The organism is Pantoea sp., from assembly GCF_039594315.1.
GTDB lineage: Bacteria > Pseudomonadota > Gammaproteobacteria > Enterobacterales > Enterobacteriaceae > Pantoea.
This window is the reverse complement of sequence record NZ_JBCNNP010000016.1, coordinates 45,289-66,749: the sequence shown is the minus strand read 5'-3', so window position 1 is coordinate 66,749 and position 21,461 is coordinate 45,289. Positions and strand designations below refer to the sequence as shown.

General features: G+C 52.4%; 16 protein-coding genes. 8 read left to right on the top strand and 8 right to left on the bottom strand.

The genetic code is table 11. The features are described 5' to 3' along the window. The first annotated feature begins 139 nt into the window (after positions 1-139). Positions 140-1,531: an aminopeptidase P family protein gene (locus tag ABDW13_RS12080; RefSeq protein WP_343552795.1), complete on the top strand. Its 1,392-nt coding sequence runs from the start codon at positions 140-142 to the stop codon at positions 1,529-1,531. Positions 1,532-1,612: 81 nt separating this feature from the next. On the opposite strand, the gene ABDW13_RS12075 is transcribed toward ABDW13_RS12080, so the two are convergent. Beyond that, a complete protein-coding gene (locus ABDW13_RS12075) occupies positions 1,613-2,506 on the bottom strand; it encodes a LysR family transcriptional regulator (RefSeq protein WP_343552794.1) in 894 nt (297 codons plus the stop codon). A gap of 290 nt (positions 2,507-2,796) precedes the next feature. On the opposite strand from ABDW13_RS12075, the gene ABDW13_RS12070 reads away from it, so the two are divergent. From ABDW13_RS12070 to ABDW13_RS12060, 3 genes are read left to right on the top strand one after another with little or no spacing between them, the layout of a single operon-like run. After that, positions 2,797-3,147, top strand: a complete 351-nt coding sequence (locus ABDW13_RS12070) for a helix-turn-helix domain-containing protein (RefSeq protein ID WP_343552793.1) — start codon at positions 2,797-2,799, stop codon at positions 3,145-3,147. Positions 3,148-3,180: 33 nt separating this feature from the next. Continuing rightward, positions 3,181-4,353, top strand: coding sequence for an efflux RND transporter periplasmic adaptor subunit (locus tag ABDW13_RS12065; RefSeq protein WP_343552792.1), 1,173 nt, complete (start codon positions 3,181-3,183; stop codon positions 4,351-4,353). Further along, positions 4,353-7,484, top strand: a complete 3,132-nt coding sequence (locus ABDW13_RS12060; protein WP_343552791.1) for an efflux RND transporter permease subunit — start codon at positions 4,353-4,355, stop codon at positions 7,482-7,484. Before ABDW13_RS12065 ends, ABDW13_RS12060 begins: the two co-directional genes overlap by 1 nt. A gap of 46 nt (positions 7,485-7,530) precedes the next feature. On the opposite strand, the gene uxuR is transcribed toward ABDW13_RS12060, so the two are convergent. The 4 genes from uxuR to uxuA all read right to left on the bottom strand — a co-directional run bounded on the left by uxuR (position 7,531) and on the right by uxuA (position 12,482). Then, complete coding sequence (gene uxuR / locus ABDW13_RS12055; protein ID WP_343552790.1) at positions 7,531-8,307, bottom strand: Uxu operon transcriptional regulator; 777 nt, start codon at positions 8,305-8,307, stop codon at positions 7,531-7,533. A 97-nt stretch (positions 8,308-8,404) separates the two neighbouring features. Beyond that, positions 8,405-9,820: a glucuronate isomerase gene (uxaC, locus tag ABDW13_RS12050; RefSeq protein WP_343552789.1), complete on the bottom strand. Its 1,416-nt coding sequence runs from the start codon at positions 9,818-9,820 to the stop codon at positions 8,405-8,407. Next, the gene (locus ABDW13_RS12045) at positions 9,820-11,292 is read right to left on the bottom strand and encodes a fructuronate reductase (protein ID WP_343552788.1); all 1,473 of its coding nucleotides are present in this window, start codon (positions 11,290-11,292) and stop codon (positions 9,820-9,822) included. Before ABDW13_RS12045 ends, uxaC begins: the two co-directional genes overlap by 1 nt. Positions 11,293-11,303: 11 nt before the next feature. Then, positions 11,304-12,482, bottom strand: a complete 1,179-nt coding sequence (gene uxuA / locus ABDW13_RS12040; RefSeq protein WP_343552787.1) for a mannonate dehydratase — start codon at positions 12,480-12,482, stop codon at positions 11,304-11,306. 365 nt (positions 12,483-12,847) lie between these two features. On the opposite strand from uxuA, the gene ABDW13_RS12035 reads away from it, so the two are divergent. After that, complete coding sequence (locus ABDW13_RS12035) at positions 12,848-14,152, top strand: MFS transporter (RefSeq protein WP_343552786.1); 1,305 nt, start codon at positions 12,848-12,850, stop codon at positions 14,150-14,152. A gap of 15 nt (positions 14,153-14,167) precedes the next feature. Further along, positions 14,168-16,561, top strand: a complete 2,394-nt coding sequence (locus ABDW13_RS12030) for a glycoside hydrolase family 31 protein (protein WP_343552785.1) — start codon at positions 14,168-14,170, stop codon at positions 16,559-16,561. A gap of 80 nt (positions 16,562-16,641) precedes the next feature. On the opposite strand, the gene ABDW13_RS12025 is transcribed toward ABDW13_RS12030, so the two are convergent. Together ABDW13_RS12025 and ABDW13_RS12020 are read right to left on the bottom strand one after the other, a co-directional pair. Next, positions 16,642-17,187, bottom strand: coding sequence for an NUDIX hydrolase (locus tag ABDW13_RS12025; RefSeq protein ID WP_343552784.1), 546 nt, complete (start codon positions 17,185-17,187; stop codon positions 16,642-16,644). Positions 17,188-17,241: 54 nt separating this feature from the next. Next, a complete protein-coding gene (locus tag ABDW13_RS12020) occupies positions 17,242-18,144 on the bottom strand; it encodes a ParB/Srx family N-terminal domain-containing protein (protein WP_343552783.1) in 903 nt (300 codons plus the stop codon). Between the two features lie 133 nt (positions 18,145-18,277). Between ABDW13_RS12020 and ABDW13_RS12015 the strand changes: the two genes are divergently transcribed. Together ABDW13_RS12015 and ABDW13_RS12010 are read left to right on the top strand one after the other, a co-directional pair. Then, positions 18,278-18,910 (top strand): DapH/DapD/GlmU-related protein, encoded by a 633-nt coding sequence (locus ABDW13_RS12015; RefSeq protein WP_343552782.1) that lies wholly within the window; start codon positions 18,278-18,280, stop codon positions 18,908-18,910. Positions 18,911-18,987: 77 nt separating this feature from the next. Continuing rightward, positions 18,988-20,289: a Fic family protein gene (locus tag ABDW13_RS12010; RefSeq protein WP_343552781.1), complete on the top strand. Its 1,302-nt coding sequence runs from the start codon at positions 18,988-18,990 to the stop codon at positions 20,287-20,289. Between the two features lie 55 nt (positions 20,290-20,344). Here ABDW13_RS12010 and ABDW13_RS12005 read toward each other — a convergent pair whose 3' ends face one another. Continuing rightward, positions 20,345-21,313: a GT-D fold domain-containing glycosyltransferase gene (locus tag ABDW13_RS12005; RefSeq protein WP_343552780.1), complete on the bottom strand. Its 969-nt coding sequence runs from the start codon at positions 21,311-21,313 to the stop codon at positions 20,345-20,347. Between the last annotated feature and the right edge of the window lie 148 nt (positions 21,314-21,461).

Genomic DNA, 21,461 nt, shown 5'->3' with positions numbered 1-21,461 from the left:
CTGACTGGTCAGGCGCACTGATCAGAACTTGAAACAAGGCGGAGCTCACCCCTCCGCCTTTTTTCGCTGTTTACGAAACATATGCAAGCCCGGAAGACGCTACTATCCTCCTCAATGATGAAATACGAGGAAGTGAAACATGGCGAGCAAAACAATCAAGTTGGGACCGGTCACCGCGCCACAGACGTTCTCGGACGTCGAGCAGGTTTTTCTCACGGATGACACTCAGTTGGCGCGTAAAAATCAACTGTTGGAACGCATGAAACAGCACGGTTTCGACACGCTGGTAATTTATGCCGATAAAGAACACGGCAGCAATTTTGAATATCTCACCGGTTTCATCCCGCGCTTCGAAGAAGGGTTGTTGCTGCTGGACAAATCCGGTCACTGCACGCTGGTACTGGGTAACGAAAACCTCAAAATGGCGCGCTTTTCGCGTATCCCCACCACGCTGGTGCACACGCCTTACTTCTCGCTGCCCAATCAACCTATGGATAACGAAGCGCCACTTGAGAGCCTTTTTGCTGCGGCGGGTTTGGATCGTAGCGGCAAAATTGGTCTGGTCGGCTGGAAGATGTTTACGCCCGCGAATGGCAACGGCACAAGCCTGTTTGACCTGCCATATTTCATTGTGGAAGCGATTAAACAGACTGTAAAAAAGGATGCGATTGTAGAAAATGCCATCCATCTGTTTATTGGCGATCACGGTGTCCGCACCACCTGTAATGCCAATGAAATTGCGCATTACGAATACGGTGCCAATCTCGCCTCGAATTGCATGCTAAACGCGCTGGATGCGATTGAAGAGGGCGTACGTGAAATTGAACTGGGCGCATTACTTGCCGCAGAAGGGCAATACAATACGGTCGTCACAATTGCCGCCACCGGCAGCCGTTTCGAACATGCCAATTTGTATCCAACGCACAAAAAAGTGCAGCGCGGCGATCCGTTGTCATTAACCACTGCCTATAAAGGCGGGTTATCGAGCCGCAGCGGTTTTGTGATTGCCGACGAAAGCGAGTTGCCCGGTACACAAAGCGATTATTTACAGCGCATTGCCAAACCTTATTTCAGTGCGGTGGTGGCGTGGCTGGAAAATATTCACATCGGTATGAGCGGCGGTGCACTTTATGATTTGATAGAGCAGGTATTGCCGCAGAAAGATTACGGTTGGCATCTCAATCCAGGGCATTTAGTGGCAGACGAGGAGTGGATGTCGTCACCGATTTATCATCATTCCGTTGAGCAGCTAAAAAGCGGCATGATGCTGCAAATCGATATTATCCCATCCGTTGCGGGTTATAACGGTGCCAGCGCAGAAGAGTGTGTGGTGCTGGCGGATGCGGCGTTACAAGCGGCTATCGAGCAGCAATATCCGGCGTTATGGCAGCGGATTGAAACGCGCCGGGCATATTTGCGCAAAGAAATTGGCATTCAGTTGAGTGATGACGTCTTACCGTTATCCAACAGCGTGGCGTATTTGCGCCCGTTCTTTTTGGCGAAAGAATTGGCAATGAGCGTGGATCGTTAATGCTATAAAAAACGGTCACCGTAAATGGCGACCGCTACGAAGCGGAAGGTGCGCATAAATACGCACCTTGAAATGGTAAGATCAGCCTTTGTATTTAATCGCGTCAATCAACATCTCAAATGCCATGGTGTGCTGTTTACGGCTGGGATAATAAAGATAATAGCCGCTAAACGGTTGCGTCCAGTCATCAAGTACCGATTGCAACCTGCCTTCCGCAATGTGCTGGTTAACCGTGTCTTCGGGAACATGCGCAATGCCCATACCAGAAAGTACCGCATCAATTCGCGCAACCAAATTACTAAAAATCATCTGGCCTTCAACTTTTACCCGGATATCTTTGCCATCTTTGCTGAATTCCCAACTGTATAATCCACCCAGCGTCGGCAAGCGCATATTGATGCAGTTATGATTTTGTAATTCATAAGGTGTTTGCGGAATACCATGCTGCTGTAAATATTCCGGTGTGGCAACTGTCTTCATTTTCCAGTCTGGGCCAATCCTCACCGCTATCATATCTTTTTCAATGCTTTCACCTAATCTCACGCCCGCATCAAAACGACCGCTAACAATATCCGTTAAGGCATTGTCGACAGACAACTCCACATTAATATCAGGATAAGCGCGTAAAAAAGGTTTCAGCAGTGGCCATAACGTCGAAGATAACGCGTGTTCACCAGCGGTAATGCGGATATTGCCAGACGGTTTACCCTGGCTGTCAGTGAGTTGCAGCAAGGCTTTTTCAATATCAGCCATCAGCGGCGCGACGCTTTGAATCAGGTTTTCACCGGCTTCAGTGGGGGCCACGCTGCGGGTGGTGCGGGTTAATAAGCGGGTATTTAAGCGCTCTTCAAGGCCGCGAATCGAGTGGCTCAAAGCCGATTGTGAAACGCCCAATTTGGCTGCCGCACGGGTAAAACTGCACTCGCGCGCCACCATCACCAGATAAATCAGGTCGTTGAAATTTTCTCGCAGCATGCGCTTACCTTTGCAATTCGTCGTTACATAGGATGAATAACACCTCTACATAAACAGAAATATATGTCAAAAATTCACCAATTAGCGAATTAAAACTGACTCAGCGTGATTTGGTTCAACATTTTAACGAAAAAATCATGTCGAGCTTAACCTTTTGCTGCGTCATTGATGATCTCTGTTCATAACGTTATTGTATTTTATCGGTCTAATTAAAAGCAACTTGTAATGATACGATTCTTTCGTGCTCACCATCCCCCTCAACGTTATTAGATCAGCGAGAGGTATGAAATATGGATCGACAGGAAATGATCGTTCAGGATCTCTTGTTATGGATAGATAACAATATCCGCAGCCCAATAAAAATTGAAGACGTTGCGCAGCGTTCGGGTTATTCGAAATGGCATCTGCAACGCATGTTTCAGCGCATCATGCATATCAGTTTAGGAAATTATATTCGTGATAAGAAGCTGGAATTAGCGGCGCATGATCTGTTGGATAGCCATGAAGCGGTGCTCGATATCTCGATGAAATACGGTTATGACTCGCAGCAATCTTTTACGCGTTCATTTGCGCGGAAATATCACATGCCACCGGCAATGTATCGCCGTTTTCATTCTCATAGTTTTAATACGCCATTTTAATAATTCAGTACCGCCTTCCGGGAGAAAATAATAATGCCTCATCATGTGGCTATTAAGCCGCTGGCTTTGCTATGCGCGTTAATCAGTTTAACTCTCACAGGATGTGATAATTCATCAGGAAATACTGCTCAGGCACCGCAAGTGCCCGACGTCAAAGTCATCACGCTTGCCACCCAATCGCAAGCCATCACCACCGAATTACCCGGCCGCACCACGGCATTTCGCGTGGCGGAAGTCCGTCCCCAGGTCTCAGGAATCGTACTTAAACGCCTTTTTATTGAAGGCAGCGATGTGGTCGCAGGGCAGGCGTTATATCAAATCGACCCTGCGCCATTCCGCGCCAGTTTCGACAGCGCCAAAGCCGCCGTTGCTGAAGCCGAAGCCAATGCACGTATCGCGCAGGTGACGCTGAACCGCTATCGCGCGCTCAGTGGCAGCCAATATGTCAGTCATCAGGATTACGACCAGGCACAAGCGAATGCGGCTCAAACCCGCGCCGCGGTGGATGTTGCCAGGGCCGCGTTGGAGAGCGCCCGCATTAATTTGGCGTGGAGCAACATCACCGCGCCAATCAGCGGTCGTATCGGCAGTTCAACAGTGACGGAAGGCGCGCTGGTGGCAGATGCCCAAAGCACGGCATTAGCAACGGTGCAACAACTTGATCCACTGTATGTCGATGTCACGCAATCAAGCGAAGATTTCCTGCGCTTACAGCAAGAAATAGCCGCAGGGCGCTTGCAGCAAAACGCCGGTAAAGCGCTGGTCAGTGTGGTGCTGAGCAACGGATCAATCTATCCCCAGCGCGGCACGCTGGCCTTTTCCGACGTGACGGTAGATCGCACCACCGGCGCCATCACGCTGCGCGCCATTGTGCCCAATCCTGACTACGCGTTGTTGCCCGGTATGTTCGTGCGTGCTCGCCTTGAAGAGGGCCGCGATCCCCACGCTTTACTGATCCCTCAGCAAGCGGTGACGCGCACCCCGCGCGGTGAAGCCACGGCGATGGTGGTGGGAGGCGATAACAAAGTGGAAATCCGCACTATTCAGGTTTCTCAAGCGCTGGGCGATCAATGGCGCGTTGCCGGTGGTTTGCAGCCCGGCGAGCGCGTGATTATTTCCGGTGTGCAGCGCGCGCAGCCGGGCATGACCGTAAATCCTGTCGCTGCTGCCGCAGACTCCTCTTCTTCGAAAGGAACCGCTGAGTAATGTCCAGATTTTTTATTGATCGCCCAATCTTTGCCTGGGTATTAGCGATAATTGTCATGCTGGCGGGCGGCATCTCAATTTTAAAATTGCCGGTTGAGCAATATCCCGATGTTGCGCCCACCGCTGTTCAAATCCGTGCCACTTATCCGGGCGCAGATGCCACCACCTTGCAGAACAGCGTGACGCAGGTGATTGAGCAGAATATGAGTGGATTAGATGGCTTGATGTATATGGCTTCGACCAGCGATTCGTCCGGTACGTTGCAACTCACACTTTCATTCGAGAATGGCACCGATGCCGATATTGCTCAGGTTCAGGTGCAAAATAAATTGCAACTCGCCACGCCCCTGTTGCCGCAGGAAGTACAGCAACAGGGCATCACGGTGCGCAAATCCTCCAGTGTCTTCTTCCTCGTGCCGGGATTTGTCGATGAATCAGGTCGCATGAGCATGGAAGATATCGCCGATTATGTGGCGACCAATCTAAAAGATCCGATTAGCCGTATTAGCGGCGTGGGTGATACCACGCTGTTTGGCTCGCAATATGCGATGCGTATCTGGCTTGATCCCAACAAGCTTAATACCTATCAACTGACGCCGGTTGATGTCATTAGCATGCTGGAAACGCAAAATGCGCAGGTTGCCGCTGGTCAGTTGGGCGGTGCTCCACCGGTAAAAGGCCAACAACTCAATGCCTCGATCATTGCGCAAACCCGCCTGACCTCGCCGGAGGCTTTTGGCAACATTCTGCTGAAGGTTAACAGCGATGGCTCGCAGGTGCGGCTGCACGATGTCGCGCGCATTGAACGCGGTGGCGAGAACTACAACTTTGTGGTGAAAATTAACGGTAAACCCGCCTCAGCCTTGGGGATTCAGTTAGCCAGCGGCGCTAACGCGCTGGATACCGCTAATGCGATTCGCAGTAAAATCAATGAACTTGAACCGTTCTTTCCGCAAGGATTGAAAGTGGTTTACCCGTATGACACCACGCCATTTATCAGCATTTCGATTCATGAAGTGATCAAAACGCTGTTCGAAGCCATCGTGCTGGTGTTCCTGGTGATGTATCTGTTTTTGCAAAATCTGCGTGCCACGCTGATCCCGACCATTGCCGTGCCGGTGGTGCTATTGGGCACCTTCGGCATCCTCAATGCTTTCGGTTATTCGATCAACACGCTCACCATGTTTGGTATGGTGCTGGCGATTGGATTATTGGTGGATGACGCGATCGTGGTGGTGGAGAACGTCGAACGCGTGATGGCGGAAGAGGGGCTCAAACCCAAAGCCGCGACGCGCAAATCGATGGGGCAGATTCAAGGTGCGCTGGTCGGCATCGCGCTGGTGCTCTCCGCGGTGTTTGTGCCGATGGCGTTCTTTGGTGGCAGCACCGGCGTGATTTATCGCCAGTTCTCGATCACCATTGTCTCGGCGATGGTGTTGTCGGTGTTGGTGGCATTGATTCTGACGCCCGCGCTGTGCGTCACCATCCTTAAACCAGTGAAAGCCGGATCGCATGTCCAACAGCACGGTTTCTTTGGCTGGTTTAACCGCAAATTTGATCGAAGTGCCGCGCATTACACTAACTCGGTGGCGCGTATGGTGCATCGCAGCGGACGTTATCTTGTGATTTATGGCGTGATTGTGGTGGGTATGGCGGTGCTGTTTATGCGTTTACCAACCTCGTTTTTGCCATCAGAAGATCAGGGCGTTTTGGCGACGCAGGCGATTTTACCAGCGGGTGCCACACAGGAACGCACACAGGCCGTGCTGGATCAGGTCAATGATTACTATCTTTCCAGTGAAAAGCACAACGTGGAGAACGTCCTCACGGTCAACGGTTTTGGCTTTGCGGGTCGAGGGCAAAATGTGGGTATCGCTTTCATTGGTTTAAAAGATTGGTCTGAGCGTGCTGGCGCTGATAATAAAGTTGACAGCATTGTCGCGCGAGCAATGAAAAGTTTCGGCAATATCATGGATGGCAACGTCGTGGCCTTTAATCTTCCACCGATTATCGCGTTGGGTAACGCCACCGGTTTTGACTTTGAATTGATTGATCAAGCCGGTCTTGGTCACGAGAAGTTGATCGCCGCTCGCAACCAACTGCTGGAGCTGGCGCGCCAGCATCCTGAAACGCTGGCGGCGGTTCGACCTAACGGCATGGAAGATAGCCCGCAATTTAAGCTCAATATCGATCAGGAAAAAGCCACCGCGTTGGGTGTCGATCTGGCTGATATCAACACCACGCTGAGCAGCGCGTGGGGCGGCACTTACGTCAATGATTTTGTCGATAATGGCCGAGTCAAGAAGGTCTATGTGATGAGTGATGCCGCTTATCGAATGATGCCGGAAGACCTGAACAAATGGTATGTGCGCGCCAGCAACGACAAAATGGTCTCCTTCGCCAGCTTCTCCACCGCCGAATGGGTGTATGGATCGCCGCGTTTAGAGCGTTTTAATGGCCTTTCTGCCGTTGAGATACTTGGGCAACCGGCAGTTGGGAAAAGCTCAGGTGAAGCAATGGCGCTGATGGAGCAACTGGCGCACCAGCTTCCGGCAGGCATCGGCTTTGACTGGACGGGCATGTCGTATCAGGAGCGCATGACGGGCGAACAAGCGCCTGCACTGTATGCGTTGTCGCTGATTGTGGTGTTTCTGTGCCTGGCGGCGCTGTATGAGAGCTGGTCTATTCCTTTCTCAGTCATGCTGGTGGTGCCGCTTGGCGTATTTGGCGCCTTAGTCGCCACCTTGCTGCGCGGCTTGAACAATGATGTTTATTTTGTGGTGGGATTGCTGACTACCATTGGCTTGTCGGCGAAAAATGCGATTTTGATTGTTGAATTTGCGAAAGAACAGATGGAGAAAGAGGGCAAAAGCGTGATTGAAGCGACGCTAGACGCGGCGCGTATGCGTTTACGTCCGATTCTAATGACATCTTTGGCCTTTATCCTTGGTGTGTTGCCATTGGCAATAAGCGCAGGAGCGGGATCGGGCGCGCAGAATGCCGTGGGCACTGGCGTGATTGGCGGCATGGTGGCGGCAACCGTATTAGCCATTTATTTCGTGCCGCTGTTCTTTGTGGTAGTGCGCAATAGCTTTGGCGGTAAGGCAGCCGACGAGGAGGATGACGAGTAACGTTGTCTGCGCGGTCGCCAAAAATGGTGACCGCTAACATCGAATATCAATTATTGGAATTACTGGCTGCATAAAGCGGCCAGGATTCAAACAAATATCCATCAAAATCAATATCGTCAACGTCAGAAAACTCCAGCAGGCGCTGTTTAACGTTTTCCAGATGCTGCCACATCGCCTGCTTGGCGGCGCGCGCGTCTTTCTTGATTAAGGTGGCGAGGATTTTCTTGTGATCGTCGAGCCATTCTTTGCGGTAATCGGTGTTGACCAGATGGCGATGCAATTGGCTCCACATCACATTGTCTTCACGCCACTGCCAGGATTGTTTAAACAGTTCAACCAGCATGCTGTTGTGTGTGGCTTCGGCAATCGCTAGGTGAAAGTTACGATCGCCGTTTTCACTTTGGTTGACCTCACCTGAAGCCAACTCTTTCTCTTCCAGCTCCAGCGCCTGGCGCATTTTCATGATGTCTTCGCGCGTGGCTTGCAGGGCGGCAAACTCCGCGATGTTGCTCTCCAGCAGCTGACGCGCCTGCAACATTTCAAACGGTCCCGCATCGTTGCCCGGTTTTTGTATTTGAGCCGGAGGTTGCGGGCTATCGTGCACCACATAGATGCCCGCACCACGTCGCACCTCAATTAAACCTTCCAGTTCCAGCATGATCAGCGCTTCGCGCACCAGCGTGCGCGTCACGTCCAGCAGCGCCGCTAACTCACGTTCCGGTGGCAGTCGTTCACCCACGGCATACTGTTTCTGCGTGATCATGTTGCGGAGCATTTCCCCGACTTCCTGATAAGGGCGCTGTGCTGAAGTTTGATTTTTCATCGTGCTCTTTATGCGGGTTAACAGGTTAACAAAGCGTTAGGGGCAGTACCCCTAACGCCGACACGTAATATAGCACAGACATTTCTGAGTTCTGTGTTCACAACGGGTTAAGCGCAAAGTAGCGCTCAGCGTTGTTAAAGCAGATATCGCGCAGCATGCTACCAAGCATTTTCTCATCATGTGGCACAATGCCGTCCTGCACCCATTGCGCCAGCAGATTGCACAAAATACGGCGGAAATATTCGTGCCGCGTGTAGGAGAGGAAGCTGCGTGAATCGGTCAACATGCCGACAAACTGGCTCAGCAGACCGATTTGCGACAGCTGTTCCAGCTGGCGCAGCATGCCGTCGCGCTGATCGTTGAACCACCAACCGGAACCGAACTGTACTTTGCCTGCGATGCCGGATCCCTGGAAGTTACCCGCCATGGTCGCCAGCACTTCGTTGTCGCGTGGGTTCAGGCAGTAAAGGATGGTTTTCGGCAGTTGATTGTTGAGGTCCATCGCATCAAGCAAACGTGCCAACGGCCAGGCAATATTGTTATCGCCAATCGAATCAAATCCGCTGTCTGGACCTAGCTGACGGAACATGCGGGTGCTGTTGTTACGAATCGCACCAATGTGCAGCTGCATCGCCCAACCACGGCGAGCATATTCGCCGCCCAGCCACACCAATACGGCGCTGCTGAACTGCGCAATTTCCAACTCTTCCAGCGGTTCGTTACGGCGACGTTTCGCTAGAATGGCGTCGAGCACGTTGTCATCGGGTATCGGCGCAAAACGCAGGGTTTCGATGCCGTGATCGGAAGCGCGGCAGCCATGCGCAGAGAAATGATCGAGGCGGCGCAGCAACGCACGACGCAGCGCATCGAAACTGTCGATGGCGACATCAGCGGCAGCTTCTAACTTCGCGAGATAATCGACAAAACCGTCGAGTTCGATTTTGAACACTTTGTCCGGACGCCAGCTTGGCGCGACATCAATATCAAAGCTGCTGTCATCGGCAATTTGGCGGTGATAGCACAGTGAATCAATCGGATCGTCAGTGGTGCCGACCATGCGCACATTCATCTGACGCATAATGCCGCGTGCAGAAAATTCCGGTGTTGCCAGCTTTTCGGCGCAACTATGCCAAATATCTTCTGCGGTATCCGGTCCAAACAGCGTATCGGTGATGCCAAACGGGCGACGCAGTTCAAGGTGCGTCCAGTGATAGAGCGGGTTGCCCAGTGTCTTCGGCACGGTATTCGCCCAAGCCAAATACTTGTCGTAATCGCTGGTGCGGTTACCAGTGATCAGCGATTCATCCACACCCGCCGCACGCAGCGCACGCCATTTGTAGTGATCGCCTTCCAGCCAAATCTGGCCGAGGTTGGCGAATTGACGATCTTCCGCGATCTCCTGCGGATTAAGGTGGCAGTGATAATCGTAGATCGGCATGTCTGCGGCGAAGTCGTGGTACAAACGACGCGCGATATCGCTTTGCAGCAGGAAATCCTCATCCATAAAACGCATTAGTTTGATTCCTGTGTGAGAGATTCAACAGCGGCACGCGCGCCAGCCTGGCACAGCAGGGCGTAAGCGCGCTGAACGGTGGCGACAAACGCCGCATTAGCCGGCAAATCATCAGCAAAAATGGCCTTGATGTTGAGCAGCGCCAGAACTCGCGCTTCGCCTGCGGGATATTGCTGATTAATCGCTTCCAGTGTGGTTGATAATGGGTCAACCACCTCATAACGTTGGCCTTGTTCATCTTCGCCCAGCACATAACGCATCCAACCTGCGATGCCCAACGCCAAATGGCGGTAATCGCTACCGGCGCGCAGATGCTGGCGCACTGAATCGAGCATGCGCTGCGGCAGTTTTTGGCTGCCATCCATGGCGATTTGTCCGGTGCGATGACGCAGCGACGGATTACTAAAGCGTTCGATCAATTGCTCGGCATAACGCTGCAAATCAATATCATCCGGCATTGACAAGGTGGGCGCTTGCTCAGCCATCATCAATGTCTGCGCCGCCTGACGATAAGCCGGATGCTGCATAGTGTCAGCGATGGTCGCGAAACCGCCGAGATAGCCGAGATAGGCAAGGAAAGAGTGGCTGCCATTCAGCATGCGCAGCTTCATCATTTCGAACGGCGCAACGTCAGTGACAAACTGCGCACCGACGCGATCCCAATCCGGGCGGCCATTGACAAAGTTGTCTTCAATCACCCATTGGCGGAACGGTTCGCAGGCCACGCCGCACGGATCTTCCACGCCTAACAGCTCAGCAATCTCTTGCTCGGTTTCAGGCGTGACCGCCGGAACGATGCGGTCAACCATGGTAGACGGGAACGTCACGTTGGCGTCAATCCACGCCGCTAAAGCAGGATCGCGCAGTTGCGCCAAACCCAATACGGCTGCGCGCGCCACATGTCCGTTGTCACGCAGGTTATCGCACGACAACACGGTAAAAGGCGGCAAACCTTGCTCGCGGCGCAGTCGCAGTGCTTCGACGATGTAACCCAGCGCTGATTTTGGCGTGGTTGGATGCGCGAGATCGTGTTGAACCAAGGTATTTTCGCTATCCAGTTCACCGCTCGCGCCAGTGGTGCAATAGCCTTTTTCGGTGATGGTGAGGGAAACAATCGCGGTTTCAGGACGCGTCAGTGCATTGAGAATGCTGGCGCTGCCTTCTAATCCCGGATGCAGCGCTTCTTTTACCACGCCGATGATTTTGACTTCGCTGCTTTCGGCACCTTTCTCGGTGACGCTATACAGCAAGTTTTGTTGACGCAGTTTTTCAACCAACGCTTGCCCGCTGGCGGACATCAGATTGACCTCGCAGATGCCCCAATCGCAGTTGCTGACTTCCAATAAATGATGCAAATACAGCGCTTGATGCGCGCGATGAAACGCGCCGCAGCCAAGATGCACCATGCGCGGCACCAGGCGGTCTTGCTGCCACGCGGGCAGGGCGACCTTAAGTTTGGCGGTATTTTCCATGAATGCTCCGCTTAGAAATAGGCGCGATGGATCGCCAGCTCGACGCCGCGAATTTCAGCCAAACCTTTCAGACGACCAATCGCCGAATAGCCCGGATTGGTTTTCTTCTTCAGATCATCCAGCATTTGGTGGCCGTGATCGGGACGCATCGGGATCAGATCTTCTCGCCCGGCGGCTTTACGGCGATGTTCCTCTTCAGCAATCGCTTTGATCACCGCAAACATATCGACGTCACCGCCTAAATGCGCCGCTTCATGGAAGGTACGTGGATTCTCTTCACGCTTGGTGGAACGCAGATGCGCGAAGTAAATGCGTGGTCCGAAGCGTTTAACCATGCCCGCCAAATCATTCTCTGCCAGCACGCCATAGGAACCGGTGCACATGGTAAAGCCGTTGGCTGGGCTGCTAACGGTATCGATCATCCACTGCAAATCATCGGCATTCGAAACAATGCGCGGCAAGCCAAGAATCGGGCGCGGCGGATCGTCGGGATGCACCGCCATGCGTACGCCAACTTCTTCTGCCACCGCGATAATGGCGCGCAGGAAGGTGGCGAAGTTTTCACGCAATTGTGCTTTGCCAATGCCTTCATAACGCGCAAGCTGCGCGCGGAATTGGTCCAGCGTGTAACCTTCTTCCGCACCCGGCAAACCGGCGATGATATTGCGCATCAGGCGCGTGCGGCTCTCTTCGCTCATTTGGGCGAAACGCTCGGCGGCTTGGGCAATCTCTTCCGCGGTATAATCTTGCTCGGCACCCGGACGTTGCAGTATGTGCAGTTCGAACACCGCGAATTCAATCTGATCAAAACGCAGCGCTCTCGAACCATCTGGCAGCAGATATTCGAGGTCGGTACGTGTCCAATCGAGGATCGGCATGAAGTTGTAGCACACGGTCTTGATGCCGCACTGCGCCAGGTTGCGCAGCGATTGCTGATAATTGGCGATCCAATGCTGGCAACGGCCGCTGCCGGTTTTGATCTCTTCATGAATCGGCACGCTTTCGACCACTGCCCACTCTAGTCCTGCGGCTTCAACCAGCGCCTTACGCTGCATGATCTCTTCCACCGTCCACACTTCGCCGTTGGGAATGTGATGCAGAGCCGTGACGATGCCGGTCGCGCCAGCCTGGCGCGCATCAGCAAGAGAGACAGGATCGTTCGGGCCATACCAGCGCCAGGTCTGCTTCATGTTATTACCTCATCAATGGTCTTTGAGTGGTCAGTAATTGGTTGACCTATTTTATCCCTTAACGCGATCTCCTTAATAGGAACCACGCTTTCACCCGCTAAAATTCAACTCTTTGCCGTCGGATGTCAACCTGACAAATGATTTTGGTTAACCAGATCACAAATGCAGCACCTGGTTGGCGACCACTTTTCGCAACTGTGTTTCACTCCTGGCGGATGGTTAGAGATGACTTAGTGAAGTCACTCCTCAGCAAGACATGACAAATCCTGTGCGGTGAGCGGTGTTACCAGGGTATTTACGCGAACCAGCCTCAGTTAACTGCGGGACTTGTTAACTCATGATGTCAATAAAGAATGGAGAACCAGATGAACCGCAGTTTAAATCCAGGGATTACCGCCGCCGGCGCCAAACGCACTTTCCGCCATATGCGCTGGTGGGTGCTGGTGCTGTTCTTAGCCGGCGTTACGGTCAATTACATCACGCGTAATTCATTGGGCCTGCTGGCCCCCGAATTGAAAGACAGTCTTAACATCTCCACCGAACAATATTCCTATATCGTTGGTGCGTTCCAATTGGCCTATACCTTCTTCCAGCCGATTTGTGGCTGGTTGATTGATGTTATCGGCCTCAAAGTGGGCTTCCTGATCTGCGCCGCCATCTGGGCGGTGGCCTGTTTATTCCATGCTGGAGCGGGTAGTTGGGTGCATCTAGCCATCTTGCGTTTCGTGATGGGTGGCGCAGAAGCGGCAGCCACACCAGCGAATGCCAAAGTGATTGGCGAATGGTTCCCGAAAAAAGAGCGTCCGATTGCAGCCGGTTGGGCTGGCGTGGGCTTCTCCATTGGCGCAATGTTGGCACCGCCAATCATCTACTTCGCCCATGCCGCATTTGGTGGCTGGCAGGGCGCATTCCTGTTCACTGGCGCACTGGCGTTGGGTTGGGTGGTGCTGTGGTGGTTGCTGTACCGCGATCCTGATCAGCATCCTAATTTGTCGAAAGATGAACTGGAATTCATTCGTCAGGACAACGAACCACCAGCGGTGAAAATGCCTTTCTTCACTGCGCTTAAAAGCGTCTCGAAGAACAAGCGTTTTTACGGCATTGCCATTCCGGCCTTTATGGCTGAACCGGCTTGGGGTGTGTTGAGTTTCTGGGTGCCGCTGTATCTGGCAAAAGAGCTCGGCATGGACCTGAAACAGATCGTGATGTTCGCCTGGCTGCCATTCCTCGCCGCCGATCTCGGCAGCGCGGCCAGCGGCTATCTGACCCGTCTGTACACCAAAATTTTCGGTTTCACCCAGGTTAACTCGGTGGTTGCGAGCTCGGTAACCGGTGCCTTCCTGATGCTGTCGCTGGCTGCGGTGGCGGTGACCAAAGATCCGTATGTGGCGATTGCCCTGATTTCGATTGGTGGCTTCGGACACCAGATCATCTCCTGCATGTTGAGCGCGCTGGTGGTGGAGAAATTTGATAAAGGCCAAATGGCGACCGTGAACGGTATGCGCGGTTCGTTTGCCTGGATCTCCAGCTTCCTGTTCTCGCTGCTGATTGGCGTTACCGCCGACACCATTGGATTCAATCCTCTGTTTATCGCCATGGGCTTCTTCGACCTGATTGGTGCGATCTTCCTGATTGCTTTTATTGCTGAACGTCGCGCACAGCGCGCCTGAAAAGAGTAGATAACGATGAAAACGTTAAAAAATTGGTCATTAACCGGTTCTGATGCGCACCATGTCGCGCTCACCGTCGATGGGAAACACACGCTGAACCTGTACGTGCTTGAATCCGGCATGTTCCGTGTGGCGATTAAACGTCAAGGCGCCTACAGCCTCGACAGAACCTGGAGCATCGCACCAGAAAGTGATGTGCCGTGGGAAGGACGTCAACGTGACAGTCTGGCAGGTTTCTCGCTGCCCAATTTCACGCTGGAAGAAGAGGGCGACACGTTGGTGGTCGCCACGGACAAACTGCGTGTCATTGTCCATCAGCCGCTGGCGCTCGAATGGCAATATTGCGATAGCGCAGGCGTGTGGCAACTGCTGACCTGCGACCGCCCAACCAGCGCCTACCAGATTAACGCGCACGGCGACGGTGTGGCGCACTACCAACGTCGCATGAACGATGATCGTTATTACGGTCTTGGCGAGAAAAGCGGTGATTTGCAGCGTAACGGCCAGCGCTATGAGATGCGCAACCTCGATGCGATGGGCTACAACGCGTCATCAACCGATCCACTGTACAAACATGTGCCGTTCACCATTACGCGCCGTGATGATGTCAGCTTTGGTCTTTATTACGACAACCTCAGCAGCAGCTGGTTTGATCTCGGTAATGAGCTGGATAACTACCATAAACCGTATCGCCGTTGGCAGGCCGAAAGTGGTGACATCGATTACTACTTGTTTGTTGGTGAAAAGGTGCTGGATGTCACCAAAGCCTTTGTGCGCCTGACTGGTAAAACCCTGTTTGGGCCAAAATGGAGCCTCGGTTACAGCGGCTCAACCATGCATTACACCGATGCACCGGATGCGCAAAATCAGCTGATGAACTTTATTCGTCTGTGTGAAGAGCATGAAATTCCGTGCGACTCATTCCAGCTGTCATCCGGCTATACCTCAATCAACGACAAGCGCTACGTGTTCAACTGGAACTACGACAAAGTGCCGCAGCCAGAAGTGATGAGCCAGGCATTCCACGATGCCGGTTTGCGTCTGGCGGCCAACATCAAGCCTTGTCTGTTGCAGGATCACCCACGCTATGAAGAAGTGGCGGCGCAAGGGCTGTTCATCCGCGATTCGGAGCAGGATGCGCCCGAGCGCTCGGTGTTCTGGGATGATGAAGGTTCGCACCTTGATTTTACCCATCCCAAAGCGGTGGCATGGTGGCAGGAAAACGTCACCAAACAGCTGCTGGAAAAGGGCATTGATTCTACCTGGAACGACAACAACGAATACGAAGTGTGGGATGGCGAAGCGCGCTGTCATGGCTTTGGTACGCCAATCGCTATCAAGCACATTCGTCCGGTGATGCCGTTGTTAATGATGCGCGCCTCGATGGAAGCACAGCAGCAGTTTGCACCGGAAAAACGTCCGTTCCTGATTTCACGATCAGGCTGCGCGGGCATGCAACGTTATGTGCAAACCTGGAGCGGCGATAACCGTACCAACTGGACGACGCTGCGTTACAACATCCGCATGGGATTGGGCATGAGCCTGTCCGGTTTGTATAACGTCGGCCATGATGTTGGTGGCTTCTCTGGCGACAAACCAGATGCAGAACTGTTTGTGCGTTGGGTACAGAATGGCGTGATGCATCCGCGTTTCACTATTCACTCATGGAATGACGATCACACTGTCAATGAACCTTGGATGTATCCGTCAGCGACGCCAGCCATTCGTGCCGCCATTGAACTGCGTTATCGTTTGATGCCATACCTCTACACGCTGTTGTGGCAAGCGCATGCTGATGACGAACCGATGCTGCGTCCGACCTTCCTCGATCATGAGCACGATGCGCAGACATTTGCTGAGTGCGACGAATTCTTGCTGGGACGCGATTTGCTGGTGGCGAGCGTGGTGGAACCAGGCCAGCGCGAGCGCAGCTTGTGGTTGCCAGACAATGAAACCGGCTGGTACGACTTTGCCACGCGGCAATGGTATAGCGGCGGTCAGTGGATCACGCTGGATGCGCCACTCGAAACGCAGCCAATGCTGGTGCGTGCCGGTGCGGGTTTACCCCTCAGCGATCGCTTGCGCCATGTTGATGAGAAGGCTGACGATCGTCGCAGCTTGCAGCTATTCCCCGTCAAAGGCAAAGGCATCACCAGCGGCTTGCTGTTTGAAGATGATGGCGAATCCTGGGGCTATCAGCAGGGCAATGCGCTGTGGCTGAAATGGGAAATGCGCAGCGATGCGCAGGCGATTCATCTTAACTTCACGCGTGAAGGTAATTTCCAGCCTGCATGGCAGACGTTAAATATCACCTTGCCGGTCGGAGAACAGCGCCAGCTGTTTATTGATGGCGTTCAGGTAGATAAAGCGAACGCCGAAGCGGTGCTAGCGCGTATCGCCAAAGGTTAAGAATGCGTATTCGGTGCGCATAAAAGCGCACCGATTTCCGTAAGGTCGTCATTCATGGTGACCGATTTGCAGCATACACGCTAATCAATCAACTGCTTCGCCTTCGCCAGCAGAAATGCCGTCACCGACGTTGCATCAGTGACTTTTCCCGCCAGAATCAGCGCTAAAAACTCAGCGCTTTTCATCTTGCGCGCAGTCAAGCCTACTTCTTCCGCATCGAGATTTTGCCCCTGATACGTCAGATCGCTTGCCAGATAAATGTGGTAACCCTGCGATGAATAGCCTTGCGCTAATTTCTGATAGCCAACATAGCTCAATTTCCCAGCCACCAAACCGGTTTCTTCACGCAGTTCGCCAGCTGCAAGATCTTTCGGAGAAGCATCTGGCGACAATTCCCAGCTTCCCTGCGGCAGCTCAATGGTGCGCTCACCAATCGGATAGCGGAATTGCTCAACCACGTAAATCGAGTCATCTTCAACCGGAACGATCACCACAAAATCATCTTTCTCAACCACCGAATAGATGCCTTCACTGCCATCGGCACGTTGAATTTTATCTTCCTTCAGCGTCATCCAGCGGTTGCGATAGATCTCTGTAGAATTCAGCGTATGGATTTCAGTTGTCACGATAGGCCTCCAATCTGGTGAAAAAAGGCGGAAACTAGCTCCGCCTGAATGATATTAGTGTGCAAAAGCCCAGGTTAGTTTCCCGTCATTTTCGCTTAGCTTAGCCAGTTTTTTCTTGTTGACCTTGTCGCGCGCGCCCAACTGCTGCGCCGTCAAGGTGCCGCTATCACTGTTGGCGATCACCGTATCTTTCGGCACGCTGGTCATCTTCTCAGCGATAGCGGCCACGGCTTTGGCGTAACCGTAGCGATCGCCGAGATTAAAGTTGCTCACCGGCAGTTGGGTTTCCAGCCATTTCCCCCAGTAAAACTCGAGGAACGGCGGCGGATTCTGCTCTTTATCAAAGCCGATATCGCGCACAAAGTAGACCAGCGAACGGTATTCCTCATTATGCATATATTGACGGCCCAGCTCTTTCGGCAGCGCATCTGGCTTGATTTTGCCGTTTGGCGTATCCAGCCATACCAAATTTGCGGCTTCCATCTTTTGCCAGAACTCGGACATGGTTTTTAGAGAGCGGAAATCATCCGTAATACGTACCTGAACCGGCACGGTTAAGCCAGCTACGTCGACAAAATTGCTGAACGTGTGGTGACCATCAGTGAGGTAAAGCTGATTATCCGGCGCGATCACCGCGGTTTTCATCGGCCCAGGTTCGCTGCCAACGGGCGCTTTACAGCTGAAGCTGCTGGGTTGGGTGATTTTCGACTGCGCACTAAAATCTTTTACGCCTTTCTGACCCATGCTTTCGCAATAATCATCAAACAGCTTCTTGGGTTCGGCCTGATAGCGATGCAATTTGTAATCAAGCTGGCGATATCCCAACGTCGCTTGAGTAGGATGCAACTCACTCAAGGGCACTTGCACAATCGCGCCAGCGTGAATATCGATGGGCAGCGCAGCGAACGCCGATCCGCTTGATAAAAGTAGGGTTAACAACGACAAGCTGATTCTCATTCCATTTCCTCACATGCCTGTAATAGCGGTGAACCATAGCATTTCTGTCATCTTCACGCTGTAGTGTTGTGGCTGGCGGTTGCCCAGCGGCAACCTGTTATCCAGACCTCTGACCACTTTTGGAGCATCCACTATGTCACTCGCTGCTGTGCAACCGGCAAAACTGCAAAAAACCGTTATCGATCCCAGCGTACGTATGCGCGAAACGCACATTGGGCAGCAATGTGAAATTCTGGCGGAAAGCTATATCGAATACAGCGAGTTGGGTGATTTCTCTTACCTGGGTGAACACTGCTGTGTGGCGGATACACAAATTGGCCGCTTTACCGCTATTGCCAACAACGTGCGCATTGGCGCACCGAATCATCCGATGGATCGCGCCTCGCAGCACCGTTTCACCTACTGCCCGGAATATTATGATCCTCAAGCCGAGCGCGATGCGGGTTTCTTTGCCGATCGCCGCGCTGACCGGGTGATTATTGGCAATGATGTGTGGATTGGTCATGGCGTGATCGTACTGCCGGGCGTCACCGTCGGTGATGGCGCGGTGCTGGCGGCGGGAGCGGTTGTCACCAAAGATGTTGCGCCGTACACCATCGTCGGCGGTGTCCCGGCGAAAATGATTCGCCCGCGTTTTGATGCGCAGATTGCCGCGCAGTTGCAAGCCATCGCTTGGTGGAATTGGCCGCTGGACAAGCTAATGGCGAATCTGGCTGATTTCCAGTCGGAAGATCTGACAGCATTTTGTCAGCGCCACGCGGTTTAATTTCCCAAGGCGCGCAGTTTGTTGTTCTCCTTAATCTCAAGTAAACTCAAAATACCCTGTTTTTGAGATTGCTTGAGATGAAACTGCGCCGTCCTCCTGCTCAACTTGTTGATTCACTGAATATCCGTGAGATCAATTCACTGCTCGCCAGCTATGCCGAGTGGGACGAACGCTATCTGCATTATGATGAGCTTTATCGTCGGGTGCGTGACGCTGATACGCGGGATAAACTGTGGAGCGCGTTGAAATTTAAACGTCGCAGCACGGCCCATCACTTTGTTGTTGCTGACCAAACTGTCACCTGCAACTTCACCACAAAAATCACTGCGGCGATGTCAATGGTGGACCGCATGACCTTCGCCCGCAACGGTGAACCGACGGATGAAGACGCGGCCTCGTACTTGATGTCGCAACTGATCATGGAAGAAGCGATATCATCCAGTCAGTTGGAAGGTGCGGCTACCACATCACGCGTTGCGATGGAGTTGTTGGCGGTTGGACGCGCACCGCGCACCGAAGATGAAAGCATGATCATGGGTAACTGGCGGTTGATGCAGCACATTGCCACCATGGGCGATGCGCCGCTGACACATTCGGATATTCTGGAAATTCATCATATCGCCTGCGCGGGTATCAATGATGAAAAATACCGTCCCGGCGCTGTTCGCGATAACAACGAGGTCTTTGTTGCCGGGCGGGATGGCGAAATCATTCATCGGCCACCAGACCATCAAAAGCTCAATAGCCTGCTTGATGCGTTATGCGCCGAAGTGGCCTGGCTGGAACAACAGGGAACTCATCCGCTGCTGGTGGCTTGTGTAATGCACTTCGCTATTGGCTACATTCATCCTTTCAATGATGGCAACGGACGTACTGCGCGTGGATTGTTCTACCATCATTTGATTCGCCACGGTTACAGCGCTTTCCGTTACATCTCCATCAGCAAATTATTGAAAGCGGCGGCGATCAAGTACGGCATCTCGTATCTCTATACAGAAACCGATGAGATGGATCTGACCTATTTTGTCCAATTTCAATGTGAAATCGTGATGCGTGCGGTGCAGGCGTTTAGTGAGCAGATTGCTACGCTGCATCAGGAGCGTGCGCGGCTGGTAAAATGGGTTGAAGAGCATCGGGAACTGGGCAAAGGTGAACTCGACATAATGGCGATTGCGCTCAATGCGCCGGGAACCTTGCTAAGTTCAGCGGGCATTAAATCGCGTTTGGGGATTGCCGATAACACCGCGCGTACGCGCTTAAAAAGTCTTGCGGATAAAGGGTTATTGCGTCCGTTGAAAGAGGGCAAGGGCACGGTTTATCAGGCCCCCGTCTCGCTGCGTAAGCTGCAAGAGTGGTTAAAAAAACGCAAAAGCGATTAAACTGATCGCAAGCAATCGCAAAAATAGGTGATTTTGCGATTGCTTGCGATGAAGATTACACCAAACCCGGCGGGGTGATGAGGGGGGACAACACTGCCTGCTGCGGCAATCCGACATGCAGCAGCACCTGTTCACGATAGTGATCGTCGTTATCGCGCGGATTTTCACTGAGTAACACGCCAACTTCATTGACGTTTTTGCCCGCCACTTGCACCTTGTCACGCGCTGAACTGCGCATCCACTCGTACTCAATATCAATGTGGCCGGTATCGATGCAGCGAATACCGTGCTGGCTAAGATCGTAAGCCAACACCGTGGCGGTTGGACCCAGCGACATCAGCACCATATCGTAGTCGCGTGCGTGCGCCAGCACCGAGCTGTAGAGATCGTTATAAACTGAGAACGCATTGCGATTAAGCGTGGTGATGCGTTTAATCTCACGTGCACCGGCCAATAAGTCGTTACCGATGCCAAGACGCGTACCACTGCCCTCAACAATTAATAGCTTTTTATCGTGGAACAGTTGTTTGAATTTATTAAAAATACGCTGCGCTTGTTGTTTGTCTTTATAATCATGATAGGGCCGGGTGACTGAGGTATTTCCGTAAAAATAGCCGCGTTTTAATAGCGGCTCATAATGGCGGAAATAAAAGGCCTTATGAAAGAACCAAAATAGGGCCGAACCAAATCGCATATTCTGCGTGCCGCGAAACGCGTCGGGCAAACACAACAAACAACGATTACTCTCCTGGCTGCCGCGACGTAAAATCTCTTTTAGGCGAATGGAGAGACGTTCATCGAAAGATTGAAAACCAATGTTTTTAAACAACGTCATCTCCAGTTCCCCATCGCCGTAGCGGCTCAGCGAGAGTTGAGAATTATCGAGCAATAGGTCAATGGTTTTTTCCGGCGACATCACCTGATATTGGCGTGCATGCGCATTAGCAATCGGGAATTTAACCGCTGCGTGCGTCAACTTAAAAGGAAAACGTAATTTACGATATAAGAAATCTGCATTCAGCATAATAACCTTCTATTTATAATTGGTGGTTCCCAAAGTAGTGATGTGACTTATATCACAGTTAGAAACGGTTATTAGCGTGAGGGAAATCTCAAAAATAAGCAGGCGAAATAATACAAAGCCTATAAATAAGCGCTGATAAATTGTAATG